The organism is Caenimonas sedimenti, from assembly GCF_007833165.1.
Classification (GTDB): domain Bacteria; phylum Pseudomonadota; class Gammaproteobacteria; order Burkholderiales; family Burkholderiaceae_C; genus Ramlibacter; species Ramlibacter sedimenti.
The window spans coordinates 323,513-347,582 of sequence record NZ_VOBQ01000008.1 but is presented as its reverse complement, the minus strand read 5'-3'; the positions used below and the strand labels follow the sequence as shown (position 1 = coordinate 347,582).

At 65.3% G+C, this 24,070-nt stretch carries 19 protein-coding genes; 15 read left to right on the top strand and 4 right to left on the bottom strand.

Translation table 11 applies throughout. From position 1 onward, the window contains the following. Positions 1 to 22: 22 nt before the first annotated feature. Entirely contained in the window at positions 23 to 256 is a 234-nt protein-coding gene (locus FN976_RS11230; RefSeq protein ID WP_145893091.1) for a hypothetical protein, read from the top strand. 365 nt (positions 257 to 621) lie between these two features. Continuing rightward, entirely contained in the window at positions 622 to 3,558 is a 2,937-nt protein-coding gene (locus FN976_RS11225; RefSeq protein ID WP_145893090.1) for an adenosylcobalamin-dependent ribonucleoside-diphosphate reductase, read from the top strand. Positions 3,559 to 3,692: 134 nt separating this feature from the next. Here the strand turns inward: FN976_RS11225 and FN976_RS11220 are convergent, their stop codons facing one another. The 3 genes from FN976_RS11220 to imuA form a co-directional block, all read right to left on the bottom strand. Then, entirely contained in the window at positions 3,693 to 6,794 is a 3,102-nt protein-coding gene (locus FN976_RS11220; RefSeq protein ID WP_145893089.1) for an error-prone DNA polymerase, read from the bottom strand. 12 nt (positions 6,795 to 6,806) lie between these two features. Beyond that, positions 6,807 to 7,991 carry a Y-family DNA polymerase gene (locus FN976_RS11215; RefSeq protein ID WP_255440320.1) on the bottom strand — a complete coding sequence of 395 codons (1,185 nt, stop codon included), beginning with the start codon at positions 7,989 to 7,991 and terminating at the stop codon, positions 6,807 to 6,809. Positions 7,992 to 8,067: 76 nt separating this feature from the next. Further along, entirely contained in the window at positions 8,068 to 8,889 is an 822-nt protein-coding gene (imuA, locus tag FN976_RS11210; RefSeq protein ID WP_145893087.1) for a translesion DNA synthesis-associated protein ImuA, read from the bottom strand. Positions 8,890 to 9,140: 251 nt separating this feature from the next. Here imuA and FN976_RS11205 point away from each other — a divergent pair, with 251 nt between their 5' ends. The 4 genes from FN976_RS11205 (at position 9,141) to FN976_RS11190 (ending at position 14,681) form a co-directional block, all read left to right on the top strand. Beyond that, complete coding sequence (locus FN976_RS11205) at positions 9,141 to 9,809, top strand: hypothetical protein (protein WP_145893086.1); 669 nt, start codon at positions 9,141 to 9,143, stop codon at positions 9,807 to 9,809. A gap of 287 nt (positions 9,810 to 10,096) precedes the next feature. After that, entirely contained in the window at positions 10,097 to 11,173 is a 1,077-nt protein-coding gene (locus tag FN976_RS11200; protein ID WP_145893085.1) for a DUF3150 domain-containing protein, read from the top strand. Positions 11,174 to 11,221: 48 nt separating this feature from the next. Beyond that, on the top strand, positions 11,222 to 13,333 hold the full coding sequence (locus FN976_RS11195) for a VWA domain-containing protein (protein ID WP_186510835.1): 2,112 nt from the start codon (positions 11,222 to 11,224) through the stop codon (positions 13,331 to 13,333). Positions 13,334 to 13,451: 118 nt separating this feature from the next. Further along, positions 13,452 to 14,681, top strand: coding sequence for a DUF7146 domain-containing protein (locus FN976_RS11190; RefSeq protein WP_255440318.1), 1,230 nt, complete (start codon positions 13,452 to 13,454; stop codon positions 14,679 to 14,681). 117 nt (positions 14,682 to 14,798) lie between these two features. Here FN976_RS11190 and FN976_RS11185 read toward each other — a convergent pair whose 3' ends face one another. Beyond that, complete coding sequence (locus FN976_RS11185) at positions 14,799 to 15,446, bottom strand: hypothetical protein (protein ID WP_145893083.1); 648 nt, start codon at positions 15,444 to 15,446, stop codon at positions 14,799 to 14,801. A 377-nt stretch (positions 15,447 to 15,823) separates the two neighbouring features. Between FN976_RS11185 and FN976_RS11180 the strand changes: the two genes are divergently transcribed. The 9 genes from FN976_RS11180 (at position 15,824) to FN976_RS11140 (ending at position 24,058) form a co-directional block, all read left to right on the top strand. After that, positions 15,824 to 16,429: a hypothetical protein gene (locus tag FN976_RS11180; protein ID WP_145893082.1), complete on the top strand. Its 606-nt coding sequence runs from the start codon at positions 15,824 to 15,826 to the stop codon at positions 16,427 to 16,429. A gap of 24 nt (positions 16,430 to 16,453) precedes the next feature. Next, a complete protein-coding gene (locus FN976_RS11175; protein ID WP_145893081.1) occupies positions 16,454 to 17,143 on the top strand; it encodes a hypothetical protein in 690 nt (229 codons plus the stop codon). Positions 17,144 to 17,219: 76 nt separating this feature from the next. Continuing rightward, on the top strand, positions 17,220 to 19,028 hold the full coding sequence (locus FN976_RS11170) for a TraI domain-containing protein (RefSeq protein ID WP_145893080.1): 1,809 nt from the start codon (positions 17,220 to 17,222) through the stop codon (positions 19,026 to 19,028). After that, entirely contained in the window at positions 19,028 to 20,986 is a 1,959-nt protein-coding gene (traD, locus tag FN976_RS11165; protein WP_145893079.1) for a conjugative transfer system coupling protein TraD, read from the top strand. Before FN976_RS11170 ends, traD begins: the two co-directional genes overlap by 1 nt. Further along, complete coding sequence (locus FN976_RS11160) at positions 20,983 to 21,609, top strand: hypothetical protein (RefSeq protein ID WP_145893078.1); 627 nt, start codon at positions 20,983 to 20,985, stop codon at positions 21,607 to 21,609. Before traD ends, FN976_RS11160 begins: the two co-directional genes overlap by 4 nt. A gap of 3 nt (positions 21,610 to 21,612) precedes the next feature. Then, positions 21,613 to 22,251 carry an IncC plasmid conjugative DNA transfer DtrJ family protein gene (locus FN976_RS11155; RefSeq protein WP_145893077.1) on the top strand — a complete coding sequence of 213 codons (639 nt, stop codon included), beginning with the start codon at positions 21,613 to 21,615 and terminating at the stop codon, positions 22,249 to 22,251. A gap of 91 nt (positions 22,252 to 22,342) precedes the next feature. Next, complete coding sequence (locus FN976_RS11150; RefSeq protein WP_255440316.1) at positions 22,343 to 23,329, top strand: TadA family conjugal transfer-associated ATPase; 987 nt, start codon at positions 22,343 to 22,345, stop codon at positions 23,327 to 23,329. Positions 23,330 to 23,377: 48 nt separating this feature from the next. Then, entirely contained in the window at positions 23,378 to 23,743 is a 366-nt protein-coding gene (locus FN976_RS11145; protein ID WP_145893075.1) for a TrbC/VirB2 family protein, read from the top strand. Positions 23,744 to 23,749: 6 nt separating this feature from the next. Then, entirely contained in the window at positions 23,750 to 24,058 is a 309-nt protein-coding gene (locus FN976_RS11140) for a VirB3 family type IV secretion system protein (protein WP_145893074.1), read from the top strand. Positions 24,059 to 24,070: the final 12 nt, after the last annotated feature.

Here is a 24,070-nt window from a genome sequence, read left to right as displayed (position 1 = left end):
CCGGGGCCAACCAGGAGGCGCCATGTGCGTTGCGACGGAACTGACCGAGAAGGTCAAGGAGTTCCAGCGCCGAACCGGGGAGGAAACCCTGCTGGTTGTCGTCGAGGACGACGATCAGCGCATCTGCGGTGTCCACAACGTCGGGTACGACCCGGCGATCGGGCTGATCGTGGATGGTCGGCAGCCGTCGGTGCTTTGGTACCAGCAGCTGCAGGCATTCCGACCCCTGCAAGAGCCGCCCGCGGTTCTGCATTGAGCTAGTGACGGTGGCGGCCATTCCTTCGGGATGGTCGCCAACTGTTGCGAGAACTTTCAAGGCCCCCAACAATGGGCCTCACAGGACGAATCCTGCGGAAAGCGCCTCCCACAGACGCTTCTTTCAGAGTTCACCTGCTCTTACGAGCAAACGCGGAGCTGGAACACCGCGTGCCCTTCCAGGGCGACTCCAGCCACTAACACCGACCCAGCCACGCCACGGCGAGCCTGGGCCACGGCACATCCAAGAGCCGGCTTCGCGCCGGCACTCCCCGGGATCAGCCTATGCGCAACTTCCCCAGGGGAGTGCGCATTGGCGGGTCTCGTTTCCTTGACCCCTTTTGCAATCACTCTTTGGAGAGTCCTATGAAAACTGAAATTGACGCGGTCGTAGCGGCTCTGCCGCCCCAACCGCTTTCCCAGCATCTGTTCCGCACCAAGTACGCGCTTCCCGGCGAGGCAACGCATGCCGATCTCCAGTGGCGGGTTGCGCACGCTCTCGCGCGTGACGACGCCCAGGCCGAACGCTTCTTCGGCACGCAGGAAGGCGGCGCCGTCCTGGGTGGCCGGATCAACAGCGCTGCCGGCTCGGGCCGGCAGACGACGATGATCAACTGCTTCGTGCAGCCCATCGCCGACACCATGAGCGGACATGTCGACGGTACGCCCGGAATCATGGTCGCCCTGGCGGAAGCCTCGGAGACCATGCGGCGCGGTGGAGGCGTCGGCTACGACTTCAGCCCGTTGCGCCCTCGCAAGGCGCGCGTGAAAGGCACCGACTCGGAAGCTTCCGGGCCGGTCTCGTACATGGAGGTCTACGACCGCTCCTGCGCCACTGTCGAATCGGCAGGATCGCGGCGTGGCGCGCAAATGGCCGTGCTGCGCATCGATCATCCGGACATCGAGGAGTTCATCGACTCCAAGAAGACCCCGGACTTCGCAACCTTCGGCCTGAACCCGCTGGAGGTGGAACAGCTGACGCGGTTGATCCGCACGCGCGGCGACTTCGCTTGGGCCATTCGCACAAGCTTCGCGAAACTGAGCAACTTCAACATCTCCGTGGGCATGCTTGACGCGTTCATGCAAGCCTGTGAAGACGACGCCACTTTCGACCTGGTCCACGTGGCCGAGCCGACCTTCGAAGCACGGCGCAAGCTGTGCGATGACGGCGTGGAGCGCTTTGTCTATCGGACGGTGCGCGCGCGCGATCTCTGGACGAAGATCGTACGCAACGCCTACGAGACCGGCGACCCGGGAATCATCTTCCTCGACACGGTCAACCGGAAGAACAACCTGTGGTACTGCGAGATGCTGCGCGCCTGCAATCCCTGTGGCGAGCAGTTTCTGCCGCCGTATGGTTGCTGCGACCTGGGACACCAGAACCTCACGCGGCTCGTTCGCAACCCGTTCACGGCCGATGCCCGCTTCGACTTCGAGGCGCTCAAGCGCAATGTGGCGGGGATCGTCGAGATCCTGGATCGCGTCATCGACGTGACGGAGTGGCCGCTGACGCAGCAGAAGGCGGAGGCGGAGGCCAAGCGACGCATCGGTGTGGGCTTTCTGGGCCTTGCCAACGCGATGGCCATGCTCGGATTGCGCTACGGCAGCAGCGAGTCCGCCGCGTTCGCCGCTGAGGTGGCACAGACCATGGCGCATGCGGCATACCGCAAGTCCATCGAACTGGCGAAAGAATTCGGGGCCTTCCCGTTGTTCGACGCCGAGAAGTACCTGCAGGAAGGAACATTCGCGTCCACGCTGCCCGATGACATCCGAGCGGACATCCGCTCCTTCGGCATCCGCAACAGTCACCTGCTGTCGATCGCTCCGGTCGGCACGGGTTCCCTGGCGTTCGCGGACAACGCGAGCTCCGGCATCGAGCCGCCGTTCGACCTCAAAGCCTACCGCTCGGTGCGAACCGGCAACGGCGAGGAGCGCGAAGTGTGGGAGGCAGACGACTACGCTGTGCGTGTTCTCCATGCCGTCCGCGGCGATGACGCCACCGATCCGGCGCTGGTGACGGCGCAGAACTTGACGGTGGAAGAACACTTGGCCATCGTGCAGGCCGTCGCTCCGTACATGGACAGCGCGATCAGCAAGACGATCAACGTGCCGCGCGAATACTCCTTCGAAGCATTCCAGGACGTGTATGTCCACGCGTGGAAGGCGGGGCTGAAAGGCATCACCTGCTATCGCCCGAACGAGATGGTGGGCCAGGTCCTGACCTCCGCAGCTGACAAGGCCGCGGAAGAACACATGGCCGCTGAGGAGGCTGGCCTGGATCTTCGCAAGAACGATCCCGACCGCCGGGTCACCATCAAGAACGTGCCCGACCTGACGCAGCAGATGCGCTGGCCGAGCCGTCCGGACGTGCCCGCTGAGGGCAGGACGTACGCGGTGCGGCACCCGCGCGGCAACTTTGCCGTCGTGGTGAACCACTGGCGCAACGGCGGGGACCACCCGCTGGAGGTCTACATCGCCGGCAACGAAGCACCGCGGGGACTGGGCGCGATCGCCAAGAGCCTGAGTGTGGACATGCGGACCGACGACGCCGCGTTCGTGAACATGAAGCTCGATTCGCTGCTGAAAACCGAGGGCGATGACGACTTTGAGATGCGTCATCCCAGCCTGGGCACCACGGTGCGCATGCCTTCGTTGACTGCCGGCTTTGCACTCCTGGTGCAGCACCGGCTGCGCGAGCTCGGCGCCCTTCAGGAACAGCAGGCGTCGCCCATGGTGGACGCGCTGTTCAGCAAACGCGAGCCGAAAACTGGCCCGGAAGGCAATCGCGGCTGGCACGTGGACATCAACAATCCCGCGACCGGCGACGACTTCCTGTTGCATATGAAGGAGCTGGTGCTTCCGGATGGCACGATCCGCGCCTACTCGGTGTGGCTGTCCGGCCGGTATCCCAAGGTACTGGACGGGCTGATGAAGGTGCTTTCGATCGACCTGCGGGTCAGCGACCCCAACTGGGCCGCGATGAAGCTGCGCAAGCTGACGACGTTCGGCGAGGTGCGCGGCGACTTCCTCGCGAAAGTTCCGGGGGAGGCCCGTCAGAAGAACTACCCGAGCACGGTGGCGTACATGGCCGAAGTGCTGCTTGCGCGCTTGGCCGAGCTGGATCGGATGTCACGGGGACGCATCGTCGTTCCCGCCATTGCGAACAGCGCCGGCCATGGGAGCAGCAGCAGCTTGCTGGCCGGCGGAGGGCAGCAGTGCCCCGAGTGCCACACCATGTCACTGCACAAGGTGGCCGGGTGCATGCAGTGCAGCCATTGCCACTATGTGGGCAGCTGCGGCTGACCAGAACAGGCTCCGACTTCGGTCGGAGCCGCAGTCCCCTCGCAAGAGGGGCCTGTCTGAAGGGCTTTATCGAGCCCTTCAGACAGGTGGCGGCAAGAGCGCGGCGTCGGTTCCGCGGTGCGATGGCGGCCGAATCAATGGAAGTTCCGACTGGTCGCAGAGTCGGCCAGCCGGCCCAGGAGCGGTGTCAGGTCCTCCATGTGCCCCGCCACCAGGTTGCGCACCTCCCCTTCGCGCTGCCAGACGCCCCTCACGACCAGCAGGCGCGACTTCAGGAGCACTTCACGCTGCCGCTCACCGACGCGCTTCCAGCAGATCACCTGGACCGTGCCGGTCTCGTCCTCAAGCGAGACGAAGATCGTGCCGTTGGCAGTTTCGGGTTGCTGCCTCAGGGTGACGATGCCGCAGTACCGCACGAGGCGGCCGTTGGGCAGGTCGTACAGGTCGGCCGCTGTCTGCAGCTTGCGCGCGCTGAGTGTGGGCCGCAGCAGCGCAAGCGGATGCCGCCTGAGTGTCAGGCCCAGCGATGCGTAGTCCCAGACGATTTCCTCACCCTCTGGCGCGGCCGGCAGCTCCAGGTAGTCCTCGCTGATGGGTGCCTCGCGCAGCAACGCCGGCGCGGCCTTCAGCGCTGCTGCATCCCAGACCTGCTGCCGCCGATGGCCCGACAGGCTCATGAGGGCGTCGGCGGCCGCAAGGAGCTTCATCTCGTGCTGGTCCAGCCCGGCGCGGCGTGCCAGGTCTCCGGCATCGTCGAACGGTGCCTGCCGACGCGCCTGCACAATTCGCTCGGCGGACTCCTTCTTCAACTTGTCGATCATGCGCAGGCCCAGCCGCACGGCCGGTGCGTGTGGCAGGTCCTCCAGGGTGCAGTCGACGTCGCTATTCATGACGTCCACCGCGCGCACCTCCACGGCGTGCCGCTTGGCGTCCTGCACCAGTTGCGAAGGCGAGTAGAAGCCAAGGGGCTGGCTGTTCAGCATCGCTGCAAGAAATTCGCTGGGGTGGTGGCACTTGATCCAGCAGCTGGCGTAGACGAGGATGGCGAAGCTCGCCGCATGGCTTTCGGGGAATCCATATTCGGAGAAGCCTTTGATCTGCTCGAAGATGCTCTCCGCGAACGCTTTCTCGTAACCGCGCGCCGTCATGCCGTCGACGATCTTGTCGTAGTACTGCTCCAGGCCCCCTTTGCGCTTCCAGGCCGCCATGGATCGGCGCAGCGCATCCGCTTCGCCGGGCGTGAAACCGGCGGCGAGGATGGCAACCTGCATGACCTGCTCCTGGAAGACCGGCACGCCCAGCGTGCGCCCGAGGGCCTCGCGCAGGGCTTCGCTGGGATAGGTCACAGCCTCCTTGCCCATTCTGCGATTCAGGTAGGGATGCACCATGCCGCCCTGGATCGGACCCGGCCTGACCAGTGCCACTTCGACCACCAGGTCGTAGAAGCACCTGGGCTGAAGCCGGGGCAGCATGGACATCTGCGCGCGGCTTTCGATCTGGAACACGCCGACGGTGTCGGCCTTGCAGATCATGTCGTAGGTGGCGGGATCTTCAGCAGGGATGTCCTGCATCTCGAAGCGGTAGCCTTTGCGCTGGCCGATGAATTCCAGCGCCTTGCGAATCGCGGTCAACATGCCCAGGGCCAGCACGTCGACCTTCAGCAGACCCATCGCGTCCAGGTCGTCCTTGTCCCATTCGATGACAGTCCGGTCGACCATCGACGCGTTCTCGATCGGCACCATCCGCGAGAGCGGACCGCGCGTTAGAACGAAGCCGCCCACGTGCTGCGACAAGTGGCGCGGAAATCCAAGGACCTGCCCGGTGAGATGCAGCAGCTGCTGCACCTGCAGGCTCTCCGGCGTCAGGCCGACCTCGGCCAAGCCGTCGGCGCGGAACACCTTGCCATCCCACCACTGGTGGCTCTTGGCCAACGCGTCCACCGTCGCTAGGTCGAACCCCAAGGCCTTGCCCACATCCCGGATGGCCGACCGTGGCCTGTAACTGTGAACGGCTGCGGTGAGGGCGGCTCGGTCTCGGCCGTACTTCTGGTACAGGTACTGGATCACTTCTTCGCGCCGCTCGTGCTCGAAGTCCACGTCGATGTCCGGCGGCTCATTGCGCTCGCGCGAGATGAAGCGCTCGAAGAGCACGCTCATGCGCGCGGGATCTACCTCGGTCACGCCAAGGCAATAGCAGACGGCTGAGTTGGCGGCCGAACCGCGCCCTTGGCACAGGATGTTGCGCGAGCGGGCGAAGCGGACGATGTCGTAGACCGTCAGGAAGTAGTGGCTGTACTTCAATTCATCGATGAGCGCGAGTTCGTGCTCGATCTGGGTCTGGACCTTGGCGGGCATTCCGGCTGGCCACCGGCGTCCGGCGCCTTCGTAGGTGATGCGTCGGAGATAGGAGGAGGGCGTCTCGCCCGCCGGCACGACCTCGTCAGGGTACTGGTAGCGCAACTCTTCCAAGGAGACGTGGCAGCGATCGGCGATCACCAAGGTCTGCTCCAAGAGATCTGGCGGGTAGAGCTGCGCCAGGCGCAGTTTGGTGCGCAGGTGCCGCTCTGCGTTGGGCTGCAGCTCGGAGCCGCATTCCGTGAGGGGTTTGCCCACGCGCGTCGCGGTGAGCACGTCCTGCAAGGGTTTTCGCGAGCGCACGTGCATGTGCACGTCGCCGGCGGCCACCAGCGGCACGCTGCTGGCCTGGCTGGCCTCGCGCAACCGGTACAGCCACATCTCGTCGCTCAGATCCCGCTCGCGCAGCGCCGCCAGCCAGCACCGGCCGGGGAAGGTCCCGGCAAGCCAATGCGACAAGGCAAGCAACTGTTGCGCCGCTTGGTCTCTCCGGGGCGCTGCCAAAACCAGACACTCGTCCAGTGCATCGGCGCGCACGCCGTCGACGTGCAGGTGATAGGTGCCCTTCTCCGAGGTACGTCTCAGCTCGGTGATGAATTCGCAGAGGTTTCCGTACCCGCGCAGCGTCTGTGCCAACACGATCAATGCGAAGGGTTCATCGCCCTGGACCTCGAACTGCGCGCCGAGCAGGAGTTTCAGGCCCAGCTCCTTGGCTGCGACGTGCGCCCGCACGATACCCGCCATGGTGCATTCGTCGGTGATCGCGAGCGCCGCGTAGCCGAGTGCATGCGCGCGCTCGACCAGTTCCTCAGGCCGCGATGCGCCCCGAAGGAAGGAAAAGTTGCTGAGACACCAGAGCTCGGCGTACTGCGGGGCGGCCATGACAACTTGCCCTCAAGCGAACACGCCCTGCAGGAACCAGGCAGAGCGGTCGTTGGCCAGCCGGGTCTGGTACACCCACAGCACGCCTGCGTGCTCGCTCAGGGCCACCCAGTAGTCGCGCAGCACGTTCTGCTCTTGATCCTTTCCCTCGGCGTCAGCGATCCGGTGCCACCAGCCACCCTCTACTCGGTGCGGGCCCGACAGCAGCACCAGTGGCCCCTGGTAAAGCGGCCGGTCGCCGCGGACCGCGAGCTTCAACGGGGTGTGAAGCATGAAGGCCGGCTGGGGCAGCTTGGCGGGCTCGACGCGCTTGCGAGGCTGCGGCGCCGCGGCTTGCTGCCAGTGCACCATCCATTCCATGCGGTGGTCGTCGGCGAGCACCGGGCGCAGCACCCGCTGTGGCCCTAACCGCGCCGCGACGCGCTCCATCACCAGCGCAAGCGATTCGCCCGACTGCACTGGATCCGGAAGCAGAGAGGCGCTCTTCTCCTCCAGTGAATGCACCTCGTCAGCGACGAGCTCGAGGTCGCCCACCGGTGCCTTCAGCTCCACCTTGGCCAGGTGTTCGGCCAACAGCCGGCTCAAATGCTCGATGTTCCGGGTCGCCTCCGCCGTGCGGATGGTGAGCTGGCCACCGTCGCCGGCGGTCTTCGAACGCATCACGTCGTGGCACCAGCGCAAGGTGAAGGCCGTGGTGCCGCTGCGCCGCGCTGCGAGCCAGCCGCACAGCTGCAAGAGCAACCGCCGCGCGCCGAAGAGCAGGGCCGGCGCCAGTTCGACGCGCGACATCAATTCCAGTCGCTGCGCAAACCGGTCGGGCAACGTCACCCAGGGATGTTCATCCGGACGCAGACCGTAGGCTTGGTCCAGCGCAGCCAACAGTTGCGCGTCGAAACGCCGGGCCATGCCGCCGCGCGGCAACGCCCGCACGTCGCCGAGCGTTCTGCAGCCCAGCCGGGAAAGGGTTGCCTCGTGCCGGCGCGCGGCGCTCAGGGTGTCGAAGGGGAGGGCGTCCAGTACCTGCGCGAGCGGCGCGCTGATGCCATTGACCCGGCCGAGGCGGCCGAGCGCGAGGGCGGCCAGGCTGGTGGGCGCCCAGCTGGGCGGCTTGATGCCCAGGTCCGCAGCTTCGTTGCGAATCCGCTCGGCAAGCCGCCGCTTTCCGCCGAAGAGCCGCGCGCTTGCCGACAGCTCCATGACGACCGCCGTGCCTTCAACGGCCGCGACGCGGGGGGTGTATTGGAGAGCCCACGTTGCGGTGCCGGAAAGGACATCAGTGGACGGCAAGTTGTGCGACGGATCGACGTCCGGGAGCAGGGCTGCCCACAACACCGGGGACCTCGACTCTGTTGAAAAATCGGCTGGGCTTGCGCAGCCTCGGCGTAAGTACCGCTGCCAAGCCACCGGGAATGGACGGCAATTGCAGCTGCGCCGCCGCCGGACCGCGGCGCTTGAAGATCTCCACCTGCAGCTCCCAGTCCAGGCCGTAGGTGGCATGCATGCGTAGCGGTGCCGCGGACGCCTCATGGCGCGCTGCTTCGGGTCGGCACAGGAACACGGGTGCCCGGCAAGCCTGTGCGCAGACCTGCAGGCGACGGATCTGTTCCGACCGGACCTGTGGCAGCCAAGCGACTACCAGGCCGGCGGCGTCGGACTTCACTAACTGCTCGGTCACCCACAGCCGCTCCGCCGGCGTTTCGGCCTGGATCCATATCAGCTGGCTGGCTTTGCCACCCTCATGGAGCAGGCCGGGCAGGTGCGGCTGCTTGGGCGGGCCCACCAGGACAACCTGGCCGCCGACAGAGGCGACGTGGCGCAGGACGCCGCCGAGAAGGCGCCATTCCACGATGGCCGGCTGCGGCGTCAAGATTTCGCTGATCGAGTGGCAGGGCCAACCACCTCCGGGGAGTTCGGCATCAAGCTGATCCCAGCCAGTGGGCAAGGTGGCCACGACCTGCGAGCCCAGCTCGTCGGCGCGCCAGACGCCCGCCGGCACCTCGCCAGGGGACACCGGCGCGCGCAGCCGCCGCGCTGGCGCTGCGAGCGCCTCTTCGGCGTCGTTTTCCCATTCCTGAACTGATGATGCGGCGGCCATTTGAAAGACTGTATGTATCTACAGTATCATTCGGCGTAGGAATAGGGAAGCTTTCGGCGGCAGGTTTTACCTTTAAGCCTGCCTCACTGGACCTTTACGCAACTGCTCGTCCGTGACATGCCCGGAAGGCGTTGCCGCGTCTGGTGCTCCCGCCGACCCAGGATCCGTCGGCTAAAGTCTGCCGTCAGGAGCCTGTTCAATCTGCTGGTGTCATCCGAGCCTTCCTGAACAAGAGTCCGCGAGGTGCCAATTTGAGCCAGCACGACAACGCCAAAGGCGAAGAGCTGCCAGACGAGTCCAGCCCCTTCATGGCGGCCGCGCGCGAACTGGCGCGCAACCCCGATAGCCCCGCGTCGCTTCGGATCATGTCCGAGATGAAGCGCGTGCTCGCTCCTAGCCAGCGCGTCGTTGAGGAACTGGTGCAGGCCCTCTGCGAGAGCATCGAAAACCCCGGACTGACCACCAATGCGCAGGTAGCGGCCGCGAAGGCGCGGTGGGAGCAAGTAACAGGCGCTCAGCTGGACGCCGGGTTGATGCGCAAATTCGAGGAGGACGCACACACCGAGCTGGAGGACCGCATGCGGCGCCCACCCCCGCTCGAGCAGGTCCTCGAGCAGTTCGATCCGGCGGCGCGAACTCCTGACTGCGGATACAAGCTGGGGGCTGATCTCGAAGGCCTGCAGGGCACTTGGCACCGCCTGTGGGCACTGCTGCGGCTGCAGGCTTCCAGCAAGATGGACATGACCGATGGCATCGAGATGGTGCGGGCTCAGTTCGAGACGTTGCTGGGCCGGGGATTGCAGGACGTCGAGTTGGCCAGGCTGACACGCCACGCCGCCGCCTTGGCGCCGCAGATGCGCTCGCAGTTTGAGGCGCTCGCCGCCAAGGCGAACAAGCGCGAGCCCGAACCTCCCGGTTGATGCTGAGTGCTGGCGGTCGGGCCGCCTTCGAGGCACGCCCCTCCGTTCGAGTCCGATCACAGCATTCGGCCGAGTCTTCCTGTGACCCGAAAACGGACCTTCGGTGGCGCGGTCGTAGCTTGCCGCGCTCGTGGTCGCCATCGGTTGCACGACCGGCGCGGGTGGCATAGATTCGAAGCGTTCGGTTCATCCGACAGCGGGCGACATTCGCCCTGCATTCACCTCCACCCCAATGGGAATTCACGTTCCCGCTGGGGGATTGTGGGTTCCCTCAACCGGAATCCTCCATGGACAAGATTCACATCAAGCAGATCGAGGCCAACGGCCTCATCAGCGTGACGCTGGACGTTCACCTCTGGTCCGGACGCAAGCGCCTTCGCAAGGAAGCGCTGTTGCAGAAGAACCCGGAGTTCAAGAACCTCCCCCCGGAGTCGCTCGCGACGCTGGGCTCGATCAAGATCGCCGACCCGGATGACCTCGCTCCCTTCGTGCGCCTCAAGCGCGAAGCCGAGAAGGTCCTTTTGGGCAACGGCCTGCCCTTCATCGGCCGCATCGGCATCCCCGAAGCGAAGCTGGAGAAGGTCTACGCCAAGCTCACGGATCTGCAGAACAAGTTCGACGCGCTGCGCACGCAGCTGCATCGCGACTTCGAGACGCGGATCCAGGAATGGCGCGACAAGGACGACAACCAGGACTGGGCCCACCTGATCAACGACATTCCGACCCCGGAGTACGTTGCCGGCAGGCTCGCGTTCGGCTTCCATCTCTCGCGCGTCTCGGCGCCGAGCCAGAAGGAGGGCAGCCCCATCAACGAGAACTATGGCCGCCAGGTCACGGGCCTCAAGGGCGAGCTGTTCGCCGACGCGGCGCGCGAAGCGCGCTTGCTGATGGATCGCTACCTCACCGGCAACAAGGACGGCGTCGTGAAGCCGCGCGACCAGATCAAGCAGAAGACGCTGGGTCCGTTGCGCCGCATCGCGGAGAAGCTGCGCAGTTTCAGCTTTCTCGACCCGACCGTGGAACCGATGGCCGAAGTCGTCGAGCACTGCCTCTCCCTTCTGCCGAAGGAAGGCCCGATCGATGGTGTGCACCTGGTGCACATCTGGTCGCTCGCACGCACGTTGGCCAACGAGAAGGCGGCCGAGGAAGCCGCGGCGATCGCGTTTCACCTGTCGTCGCCGGGCCAGGCCTTCGAGAAAGTGCTCAGCAAGGCGAGCGACACCGTGACGGCACCCGCCGTGGCGGTCGCACCGTCGCCGGCACCCGCTCCTGTGCACCACGCGCAGGGCGCCGCGGACGCGGTGATGGATCCTGTGGACGGCAACGACGAGTTCCGCCCCAGCCTCACCAGCGCCATGTTCTAACGAACGCCGGGTTCAGCCATGTGCTGGGCCCGGCACTGGAGCAATCACATGAACCAGCAAGTATCGGGCGCCATGCGCCTGATCGAGGCCTTCATCGCCCTGATGATGGGCAAACGGGTGCCGATCCGCTGGCGCCCCGGCTCTGCAAGCATCAACACCAGCGGAGAGATCAACCTGCCACCGCCCGTCACGGGCGATGCCGCGGAAGTGGCCTTGCTCACGCGCCTCGCGGTGCACGAGAGTGGCCACCTGAAGCACACCGAGACCGGCTGGACGGAACGCCTGCAAGCGCAGGCTGTTCCGATCTTCAACGCCCTTGAAGACCCGCGCATGGAGGCGTCGCAAGCGCGCATCTATCCCGGTGCAGGCGTTGTCCTCGCCCGAGGTCTCGACGAGCTGCTGCCTTCGATCATGGAGGCTCTGCCGGCGAAGTTGGCAGACCCGATGGCTGCGGTGCAACTGAACCTGCTGCTCAAGGGCTTCCTTGCGCATGCACCCAACCCGGCGACACGCAGGCACGTTCCTGGCCTGCTCGCCGCGATCGCGCCGGCCTTGACGGCTATCCAGCACGACGTGTGCGACGAGGCGGTGCGCCAACTGGGCGACGCGAAATGCAGCCGCGACGCCGAGGCCATCGCGGCCACGGTGATCGAGCGCCTTCGCGAACTCCCGCCACCGCCGCCATCGACGGAGCCGCAGTCGCAGGAAGACCAGAAGTCCGAACCGGACAATGGCCAGTCGCAGGAAGCGGGCGCCAAGGCGGAAGCCGAGGAACACGCGAATGAGAGCCAACAAGGCGGCCAGGACAACGAGCCGGATGGCGCCAACAGCGCCGATGGTGAAGAGGACGGCAAGCCGGGAGATCAACAGCCCGGCGGTGCCGCGTCCGAGACGGACAACGCCGAGGGCGGAGAAGGCAGTGGCGATGCGGCACAGGGCAATCCTGGCGACGCGCCGCAACAGGGCGAGCAGCCCGAGGGCGCATCTGACTCCGCCTCGTGCGACAGCACCGGAACGGAGCCGGACGGCGGTGCGTCCGTTGGCGGATCATCTTCCGCAAGCCAACCCGGGGCGGGCGCAACCGCAGACGTGGATGGCGCCCAAGCCCCCATGGCGCAACAGGCTGGCTCGCAGGCGGCCGAAAGCAGCGAAGGAGCGACCGATCTTGAGGCGGAGAACAGCAGTGACGGCATCGACCTGGGCACGCTTCTGCGCGAAGTCCTGGTCCAGAAGTACGGCCAGGCTGAAAGTTCGGAGGCGCCCGCGGAACCTCTGAGCGACCCGGACATGCAGCGACTGCATGCTGTGCTGCTCGGCGCCAACGACGGCGATTCCGTCGAAGAACTGCTGGAGCAGGCGCTGGTTTCGTTGCACACCAACGATGCAGGCGAGGGGCCTCCCGGAGCAGGTGCCGGAATGGCACTTGCCCCGCAGGCGAACTCGGCACTGGCTGCCCACAACTCGCGGTTGCAAGGTGTGCAGTCGCGCCTCGTGACCGTGCTGCGTCGTGAGCTGCAGGACAAGCGGCGCCGACCAGTGCGCGCTGTACCAGCAGGCGGCCGGGTGAACCCGCGTCGTCTTTGGCGGCTGCGCAAGCTCGGCGATCCGCGCGTCTTCGTCCGCACCGATGCGGCTGCGGGGATCGAGGCGGCGGCGACGGTGCTGGTGGACTCGTCCCTCAGCATGGACCAACGTCTGCACGTTGCCGTGGATGCTGCGCTTGCCTTCAGCCTGGCACTTCAGCGTCTGGGCGTGAGGACGAAAGTTGCGAGGTTCCCCGGAACCCAGGTCGTGACCGAAACGCTGCAAGCCTTTGGCGAAAACCCCAGGTCCTGCAGCAATCGCTGCGCTGGCCTGATCGCCGGAGGTGGCACCCCTCTCGGCACCGCGTGCCTGGTGGAGCTGCCTCTCCTTCTGCGGCAGAAGCGCATGAAGAACCTGCTGGTCATCCTCACGGATGGCCAGCCCGGTGATCCGGAACAACTCGCGAAAGCGTTGCAGCTCGCAAGGGACGAAGACGTGACCGTGGTTGGGGTGGGCATCGGCTGCGTGATCGAGCACTGCATTCCGACTTCGGTCGCAATTCAGTCCGCGGACCAGTTGCCGGACGCTCTGACCGAGTTGTTCCGCTCGCACCTGGCAACCGTGCTGGCCGCCTAGAGCGGTTCGGCAATTTCCTCCCGCCTTGTGCGGGGGGTTTCTTCAGGGGCTGCTCTACGCAGCCAAGGGCACGCGGCTCCTGAAGAAACCCGCTGGCCACGGGTCGTGGTCGGCATCGGTGGACGTTAGCTGGAGGCCCGACGAGAATGAAGAGGAATTCGCATCTGCGAGCTCGCAGCCCCTGTGGCTGCATCAACAACCCGAAGGGGCGCACGCTCCTTTGGGAGCGTCGTCGCCTCACCCCGAAAGGAGAGGTATGAACGACACGCAAGTTGGAGGCGAGTCGAAACCCAAGGCGGAAGACCTCGCTTACGACAATTGGCCCGACATCCTGACCCGCGCGGGGATGGACTCGGCATTCTTCAGTGGCCGCAAGGGGCCGTGCCCCTTCTGCGGTGGCCGCGATCGGTACCGCTGGAAGAAGGACTATGGCGGCGTCTGGGTCTGCAACGGCTGCGGCGACGGCAAATTTCAAACCGGCTTTGCCATGCTCATGCAGCTGCGGGGATACCGGCACTTCTGGGAAGCGGCCGACCACGTTCGCGAACACTTCGGCGGGTTCGCTCCCGATCCCGTGGTGTTGGCCGCCCGCCGCGAGGCGGCACCGTCACGGGAAGAGCAGCACAAGCGAAACATGCGCCGGATGGTGGAAATCTGGGAGGCAAGCCGCCCGGTCATAGACAACGATCCGGTGCACCGCTACCTGCAGCATCGGGTGCCGGGCCTGACGATCGCGCCGCGAATGATCCGGCTGCACCCCGCGCTTGACTACTGGGCTCCGCCGGATGACCCGAACGAAAAGCCGGTCCTGCTGGGAAAGTTCCCCGCGATGATCGCCAAGGCGTTCGATCCGGGCGGCGCATTCGTGCAGCTGCACAAGACCTACCTCACCGCGGAGGGCCGCAAGGCGGACGTTCCGATGGTGAAGAAGAACGAGAAGGGCATCGGCATCAACGGCTTTGCGGTGCCCATCATGGAAGTCACAGGCGACACGCTGGGGTTTGCCGAAGGCATCGAATCCGCTCTCGCGGCGGCGATGCTTCGCCAGGTGCCGGTGTGGCCATGCCTGAACGGGCCGTCCATGGCGGCGTTCGACTTGCCCACCAAGCTGATTGGCAAGGTCAAGCGCGCCATGATCTTCGAGGACCACGATGAACTGAAGCAGGTGGCGCAGGGTAGAGATGCCCCACCGCGTTACCGACGCGCCGGCAGCCACTATGCCGCGCAGCTGGCGACGCGTCTGCGCGCCCATGGCGTGCGCGTCATGCTGGTCAAAGCGGCGAAAGCGGGCTTCGACATGGCCGACTACTGGGAGCAACGGCACAAGCGCGACCTCACACCCGCTTGACGTGGGACATCACTCAACTGCAAAGGCCCGCCCCGATCACTTCGGTGGCGGGCCTTCTGCTTTCGGCGTGGTGTACGGGCAAGCCGCGCAGTCTGGAAAGCAAAACGCTTTCTGAACCTATAGGGTCTTGCCGTCCAGGAGAATCGCGACGATGAGGCTGAAGGGCTTGGCCGGCGAGCCGGCTGGTCCAGACGTGGGAACGATGAGGGGGATGTCGGCCGGTTGCTCCGTCACAAAGGTCGCGCGACCCGAGTCGCAGGCCCTGCAGCGGCGCACGTCGAAACCCTCATCGGTCGAGAAAAGATAGAGCCGCCCGGGCTCCGCGACCACCGTGGGGGTGGGAGCGAGGGCGATCAAAAAGGCCCCGGCAGGGATGGCGAAACCCATGGGGTTGCGCGTGCGGTGGTAGACGAGGCCGTGACGCACGTGGCGCGGCGATGAAACGTCGGAGGGCAGGCGCAAGGCGAGCTCTTCCCCTGCGCCTAGCGGTTTGACAACGCGCGTTCCTGGGGGAACATCAGCTAGATGCTCGTCCAAGAAGTAGCCCGGTTCCCGCTGCAGCGCTTCGCAAATGCGAAGGAGCAGGTCGTAGTCGGGCATCTGCCCACCCCGAAGGAGCTGGTATCCGAGAGATGCGCGGTCATGTTCGGCGATGCCGAGAAGCGCTTCGAGCTTCTTGGCCCGATCCGGAAGGAGCGTGGGGTAGGCCAGGGCGTCCAGCAGCGTGACGAGTCGCAGGCTGAATCGCTGGCGCAGCCGTTCCAACGGTGAATCGTGTGTGTCTGCCAAGCGCGTCGCCCTATTGTTCTTGTACCGAGTCATCGGTGTCCCTCGGGCGCTTGGCGCCGGGGACGGTGTTGCATGGGTGCTGCGGGTGGTGGGCCGCCGCGGTCAACGCGTCATCGTACAAGGTCGAGCGTCCCCTGGAGAGAAGCAGCGGCACGGAAACGCCAAGGTAGACGTTTCGGTGTCGCGCAAATGCAAAAGTTTGTTTTCTACTGTTAGTTATGACAGGTCCGTGTTTCGCGGAATGCCACACCTGCTGTTAGAAATTCAGTGTAGTTCGTTGTCCAAGTGCTGCCGAAACAATTCGACAGACACAATTCAAATTCGCAAACCATTGTCAATCGAAGTAGACCCAAGTGGAAGCCCTCAACAATCACGTCGAGAAGATTCGCCACCTTTCGACGCCTGACCGGTCGGTTCAACTCGAGAACCGATCCGCACTCATCCGGCGCTGGCGGCTGGTGAAGAAGGGCCTGCTCGACGATCCGCGGCTCATCAACCGATGGTTCCCTGGGCAGCGAGAGCTGCTGGAACTGCTCGATGTGCTCGATCAGGAAGAGGTCGAGCTCGCTGCGGATTGCAAGACTCCCCTCTTCGGCCTCAACGTGCGCTGCACGGAATTCAACCTGGATGCCTGCGCGAACTATTCGATTTCCGATGAGTTGGAGTCAGCGTCGGTGCAGGAATCGGCGCTCTCACTTGGCGCGCGGCTCGACATGGTGCGCACTTCAGTGCAGCAGGCGTGCCAGGTCTTCGACTTGAGTTTCGCGGAAGCCAACTGGTTGCAGCGCTTCTGCCCCTACGAGATCAATCTCTTGGCGCGAGACCCCTCCATGGTGGTGGCTTGCATGGTGCGCGAGGAGTACTTCGTCGCCGCAACCACTCGCTCGCTCAGCACGGTCGACCGCACGGTCCTAGCGCGGTTGACCAGGCGCGCACCCGCCAAGACATTCTTGAATTAACAGAAGACCAGGGAGTAGTCCGAAGTGACCGCGAAACTCATGAAAGAACTTGGCCGTGCGCGCGCGTCTGTGCGCAACCGGGTGGCGCTGTTCGAAGACCCGGCCTGGGATGACCGCTTCGACGCGCTGATCCGGTTGACCCAGCGGACGAACCTGATCCTGGATCTCATTGGCGCCAAGGACATTTCCGCGCGCCGTCTCAAGCAGCACATCGACCGGCGCCTCGAAGAATTCGGCCTGCAACCGGCACGGCCAAGAGGGGTGGGCCAAAGCTACAAGAGCACGCTGTTCCTGGAGACCAAGTTCGATCGCTTCGATGCAGCCTATCTCCTGGCGTTGCATTTCGGGACGCGCGGGCCAGGCGAATTCAGCGAACCAGAGCCGAGCCTTGGCCGCGCGCTCGACAAGATGCTGGAGTCGTACCTGCGGTACCGCTCGGACCTCTATCCGGGCAACACGCAAGCAGCCCGTGTCGAATTCGAGACCTACTGGATCCTCCTGCAGGGCATCCGCAAGGGCGACATCGAGCTGGTCACCTGCAAGGACTGTGGCTCGAGGCACCCCGTGCTGGCCGACAGCGTCTCGGCGCACGCTTGCCCGGCCTGCGGCGTGCTCGATCTGCGGATGAAGGAAGCGCGGGCGACGTTCGACAAGCGCCTGCGTGAGCACCGCGACAAGCGCGAGCGGATGCGGGAAGAATTGCGCCACGGATAGTTTCGTGGTGCTACGCACCGAATGTGGTGCGTAGAGCGGGGTCGCAGGTGAGGGGGCGCGCCTAAGAATTCCCGGTATGACTCTCCAGTGGTTGCGCAAGCTCGTCGGGCTGACACCTGCGCAACACCCGCCATCCAGCCCGCAGCGCGTCGCGCCCCCGATCCAGGCGGCTATTCCAGCGACGGCCCTGCGGTACCCGCCGGCCGACCCCGGCCTGAAGATTCTCGATCCGGACGCGATCCTCGTCGCCAATGAGGACTTGGTGCGCCGATTGCGCTTGCACGCGGCCGCCGCGGAGCACGACTTCGAGCAGCGCTTCATCGAGCCCCTCAAGCGCCTGGCGGTCCACATCAACGCGCTGCCGGCCACCTCCACGAGCTTGTTCTCGGGCGAGATGGGTCTGTTCCGCGCGGCGTTGGAGTGCGCCTTCTTCGCGTTCCAGTCTTCCGACGGCCGGATCTTCACCGGCAGCGAGGGCGTCGAGCGCCGCCATGAGCTGGAGTCGCGCTGGCGCTACCTGTGCTTCCTGGTCGGGATGTTCTACCCCCTCGGCAAGCCGCTTGAGCGGCTGGTGGTGACTTCGGAGGCTGGCGCGTCCTGGCCACGCCACTTCAAAGGCCTGACCCAGTGGGCCTCGGACGGCGGCTTGGATCGAGTCTTCGTGTCCTGGGCGACTGTGGACGACACTGAGCAGATCGGGCCGGGTACGGCCGGCCTTGCGCTCCTACCCAACATCGTCGGGAGCGTGAATCTCCAGCACCTCGAGAACGGCGCTGCTGATCTGGTCGCCTCGCTCTACGACCTCGCATCGGGCGCCCCGGGGCGCTCGCTGATCGCTCAGCAGGTCGTTGTGGGCTGCTGGACCAAGATCATGGTTCGCGAGCACGCCCGGCGCCCGCAGGCGTTCGGCCGCGTCGTCGCCGGCACGCACCAAGGGCCCTATCTCGCGGGGGCGCTCCGTGCGCTGGTCGAGGCGCGCACCTGGGTGCCGGATCGCTCCCCGCTATTCGTGGATCAGAACGGGGTCTACCTGCGCTGGCCGGAGGCTGCCGCGGATCTCATTCGATACGGTCAGGACCGTGACTACGCCGGATGGCCGACCGAAGCAGCGACGGTCGCGAAGCTGCTTCGCGCTGCCGAGCTTGTCACGGGGTCGGGCAGCGACGTCGGCATTGTGGAAGTGGTCTCCGATGATGGCGAGATCTGGTCCGCGCTGAAAGTGGTCAACCCGCTGGCGGTGCTGGAGGACTTCGACTCCGCGGACTATCGGCGTGAGACCGGCCGGACGCTCGAAGCCGTGATCGCCGCAGACCCGCTCGCGGCCGCCGCTCAAGCGCCGGCGCCGCCTGCCCCTCGCCCGTCTTCGACAGCGCCCGCGGCCCGCGAGCCCAAATCGCGCGCTGCTGCACAGGTGCGAGAGCCCGTCGAACCGATACAGGTCGATGACGAAGCCCCCGCGCCGGCGGAGCCGCCGAAGACGGGCGAGGTGTCATCCCCGGTGACGGTGCCGGAGCCTACGCGCCCGCTGCGAGAAGCCCCCGACATTCGCTACGCAGACCTGGTGCCGGAGGATGTCCAGAACACCCTTGGCAATTCTCTGCATGTCGAGCTGTTGGGCAAGGTCGTGAAAGCGTGGCGGGAGCGCGGCGAACACAGCAAGACCATGCGGCGCGTCGACGAAGGCGCGGCGATCTCGTTCGACTTCCTGACGTCGAACATCCGCGACGTCCCAACATGGGTCGAGGCGATGGGGCGCGCCGGGTTTATCAACACCCCGGCCCAGACCCCCGGGCTGAAGGTCCAGAAGGTGTCCATCCCCGAGGGTGGCAGCAAGGTGCAGGCAGTGGTTCTATCCAACCTGGCGTGCAAGCGCCTGCAGCTCTGATGACCGAGCGCAAACGATTCGAGCAGCTCCTGCGGCCCGCGTACGAGGCCCGTGCTGCCGTCGCTTGGGCGGTGGCCGGCGTGTGGATGCTCGGTATCACGATCGGCTTCAGCGCAGCCAAGACTGCGCTGCTCGCGTGCGCGCTTCTCGCCATCGGCATGTGCGCCTGGCGTGCACACAGCGCCAGTCGCTTGCTGCGTTACAAGTTGGCGCTCGCCGGGCAGCCCACCCAGGTGATGAACGCGTCGCGCCTGCGCGAAGCACTGCCCCGCATGGAGAAGAATCTCTGGCTCGGCTGGGGCTTCCAGTGGGAGCCGCGACACACCCAACGCGCCTACGAGGTGATGAAGCGGGATCTTGACGAGGTCTATCCGCCCGAGTGGTGGCTCAAATTGGCTGGCCACTCGGAGGATCCGCGCCGCTCGAAGGGACTGCCGTGGATTCACGGCCTGGACATGGCGGAGGGCGACGTCTTGCTGCCCTTCGAATCGCTCAAGGGGCACTGCGCCATCGTCGCAACGACCGGTGCGATCAAGACCCGCCTTGCAGCGCTCGTGATCTTCCAGCTGGCGATGCGCGGTGACTGCGTGATCGTCATCGACCCCAAGGGCGACAAGGACCTGCGCGAGATCTGCAGGCAGGCGGCGGCCTTGGCGGGGCACCCGGACCGCTTCCTGATGGTCCACCCGGCGTTCGCCTCGCAGTCCGTCCGGCTGGACCTGATCAAGAACTGGGATCGGGTGTCGCAAGTCGCCTCCCGCATCACGATGGTGCTGGACAGCCAGGAGAGTGACAACTTCAAAGAGTTCTGCTGGATGGCCGTGCATCGCATCACGAACGCGATGAAGTACATCGGGCGTCGCGTCTCGATCTATACGCTGAAGACCGCGATGGAGTCCCGATCGGCGGTGGAGAACCTCACGCAGCAGGCGCTACGCCGGTTCTACACCGAGGAGTGCCCTCAGCTGAACGAGCAGCTGGAGCAGCAGATCAACGCGCTGCGGGCGAACTCCAGGATGCCGCCCAAAGGCATTGTCGAGACGGGCTCGGTCGAGCTCACGGCCATGATCAAGGTGTTCCAGGAACAAGTTCCGGAAACAGAGGATGAGGCGCGGCGCCAGGGCCTGCCCGTCAAGCCCGAAGAGTTGCGCGGACTTGTTGCCATCCTCGAAGCGAATCGAGAGTGGTTCGGCAAGATGATCGTGTCGATCACGCCGATGCTGACCAAGCTCACCACAGACGACTTGAAGGGGCTCCTGTCGCCGGACTACGACGACATCAACGACGAGCGTCCCATCATGGACATGAAGCGAATCGTGGAAGGCAACCACATCCTCTACATCGGCACCGACACGCTCGCCGATGAATCTGTCGGCCGCGCCATCGCTGCTATGGCGTTGGCTGACGCGGCGGCTGTGGCCGCCGAGATCTACAACCATGGAACGGCGTCCGACCGTGGCGAGGAGCCGCGCCGCATCCACGCGGTGATCGACGAGGCCGGCGATGCAATCGGTGCGCCCGCGATCCAGCTTGCGAACAAGGGCCGCGGCGCCGGTGTCTTCCTGTGGGTGTTCTTCCAGACTTTCAGCGACTTGGTGGACAAGTTCAGCGGCAACGTTGCGCGGGCCAAGAAGCTGGTGGGCAACATGAACAACCTCATCGTCGGCGCGACGCAGGATGCGGACACGATGGATCTCGTCACGGACAAGCTGGGCGAGACGGCCATCATCGTGCGCGGGCAGTCCACGGGCATCGGCTCCAAGACCGAGGACGTGGGCCTGGAGTTCTCGGCGAACTCCAGTACCTCCATCTCCGAGCGGGACAAAGAGATCTTCCCTCGATCTCTGCTGCCCCGCCTGCCCGACCTTCATTACGTCGGTTTCTTCAATCGCGGCGAGCTGGTAAAGGGGCGCATTCCGGTCCTCGTCGCGGACGATCAACGAGCAGCAGGCAAATGACCTCCACCGTACTACCCTTCAAGCCCACCATCGCCAAGCACGTCGAAGCCTCGCCCGCCGACGACATCCACGAAGTGATCTGGTCCGTCCGGGACCTGCCGGGCGAAAACCAGTGCAGCGCGTGGCTGGACAAGGTGATCGAAGGCACGCCGCTTGAGAACACCGCAGCGTCCCTGTGGACGCATCACGAAAACCTGCGCGAGGCGACGGAAAAGCTGGCCAACTTCATCACTCCCAAGTGGCCGAGCCCGTGCCACGGCTCGCTGCTGCAGCTGGCGGTCGAAGAGGCCGTCAAGCGCGCGCACAACGCGGTGACGCACGGTGAATCGTTCGAAGGCCGGCTGGTGGGCGTTTACATGTACGGTTTGGTGAGCGTATCGGCCGACGTCGCCCGGCTGGTGGTCCGTGGGCGCGCCCGTGGTGGCCACCTGGTGCGTTGGGCTCACTTCTCCGAGCCCCTGCTGCAGTGGGCCGGGCGCAACGGCATCGAGGACCTGATCGTCCGGCATTCCGACCAGCCGACGTCGGACGTGGTCCTGACGGGCGTGCGGCAGCACATGGTGGCCGCGATCTGCACGTCCCGCGACGCCGGCTACCTGGCCAAGTACGCGCCGCAGGGCTGATCCGTGAAGAATTCGCAGCACCTCGGGTTCTGGCTCCTGCTGGCGATCCTCGGATTCTTCGCGGCGCCCCTCCTAAGAGCAGGGGACAAGATGGAGGTCTATCTGGCGGCCGAGATCGCCGAGACGCGATCTGCCATGGGACCGACCATTGGCGGGTGGGTTGTCGGCTTCGCAGACAGCATGTTCGCGCATTCCCCGATCGCGGTCGCTGCCAGCGGCATCGCCCAGGCGAAGCACACGAAGGAAGAACAGCGCCTGAGCGCACGGGTGGGCGGCGCCGGCGGCGAGATCATGTCCAAGCTGTACAACTCGTACCTGCAGGGACTGATCATGCAGGCCTACGTCCTCACCATGCGACTGGCCATCGTGCTGTTCTGGCTTGCGGCGCTCATCCCGGTTTTCGTCGCGTCCGTGTACGACGGGCTCATGCAGCGCAGCGTCAAGCAGGCGGAGTTCGGGTCGCTCCGGCCGGCGACGTTCACGCTGGCCGGGATGCTCGTGATCCCCGTGCTCTCGCTACCCGCCCTGTACCTGACCCTGCCGTTCAGCCTCTCGCCACTGCTGGCGCCGGTTTGGGCGGTGATCGTGGCCATCCCCCTGTCCGTCCTGGTGTCCAACAGCCAGCCGCTCTTCGGCCGGTAGGCGTTCTCCCGCTCAACGCACGTAGTTCGGTGCGTTGGAAGGGGGGGACCCCGCCACCTCCGACACCAGAATTTCTCCAATGACCTCCTCCATGGCAATCACGCCCAGCGCCCTTCCGACGGCGCAGCGAATCGGCTTCAAGCAGCAAGTCCTGGCGCAGCTGAAGGACACGCTGCATGCCCTGCGGCCCATGCTGGAGGACGAGGACGTTAACGAGATCATGGTGAACGCGCCTAACGAGGTGTTCATCTCGAAGGCGGGGCGCGAGTTCCGGGTCGCCGTCAAGCTCAATGCCGGCGAGATCTCGGCGGCGATCACGCTGATCGCGACCCTCGTGGCGCGTGAGGTCGGTGAGAAGTCGGGCCAGCGCACGTTGAGCGGGCGCCTGCCCGGATTTCGCGTCGAGGCGATCCTTCCCCCAGTGGCGGTCAACGGGCCGTCAATGTGCATCCGGCGTCATGCGTCGCGCATCCTGACTCTGGACGAATACATCGGCAAGGGCGTCATCTCGGAACGCCACGCCCAGGAATTCGCCGACACCATGTCGGGTACCAAGAATTTCCTGATCGTCGGCGGCACCGGTTCGGGCAAGACCACGTTGATGAACACCGCGCTGGCCTTGATGCCGCGTGAGGACCGCCTGTTCGTGATCGAGACCGTCCACGAGCTGCAGCTGCAGAACGAGAACCACGTGGTCGTGGAGTGCGACGAGGACTACGGGGTCTCGCCGCGGCGGGCGGTCCGCACTGCCATGCGTTACGCGCCCAAGCGAATCATCGTCGGTGAGCTGCGTGGGCCCGAGGCCTACGACTGGAAGGACGCGGCGAACACCGGCCATCCGGGCTCTGGCGCAACGATCCATGCCAATAGCGCGAAGCAAGCGCTGCCCCGGCTCGAGAACCTGCTGCTGATGGCGGACATGGGCGTCCCATATGACCCGCTGCGTGCCTCCATTGCGGAGACGGTCCAGGTCATGTTCTTCATCGAGCGCCAGGGCGCCCAGCGCACCGTCTCGCAAGTCTCCCGCCTGCATGGCTATGACCGCCAGCGCGGCACCTACGAAATCGAGGCGGTGTAGTCACCGCCGACCGGTCCCAACCTGTTCAACCCGAAGGAGAGTCCCAAAGTGAACTTCAATCCCCTGCCTTCCGCGCCGCAACGCAACAACGCCCGGATGGGCATGGCGCTCATCCTGTGTATCGCGCTCGCAATGCTGCTGATGCCGGCCTCCGCGCGCGCCCAGTCTTTCGATGTCCCCTTCATCACCGAGTTCGGCTGCCAGGTCGTGGCGTGGCTCAAAGGCCCGCTGGCAGTCCTGATCTTCATCATCGTCGTGATCATCACCCTGGTGGTCGGCATGATCATGAAGATGGACTGGGGACGCGTGGTTTCGGTGACGATCATCTTCGGCATCATCACCGCCATTGGCGGCATCCTGGCCAACTCCCAGTACATCCAGAAGGTGGCCGGCCTGAGCGCCTGCCTGCAGTAGGCCACGATGGCTTCGAGGTTCAGCCACTTCCACACGTCCTTGCATCGGCCCAAGCTGATCATGGGCATCGAGAAGGGCATGTTCGCCGGGCTGATGATGCTCGTCACGATGGGCATGGGCCTTCGCGCTTACTGGTTCATTCCCCTCGCGTTCCTGCTCTTCCTCGTCGGCCGCTGGCTCTCCAAGCGTGATGACCAGTATGTGGCGAACCTCGCCGCATACCTGCGCGAGGAACACATCTACGACGCCACACCGCGCCCCAAGGACGACGTATGGATGCGCCCGAAGGGGTGGGGTCGGGGCCTGCCTCGCTGAAAGCACCATGAA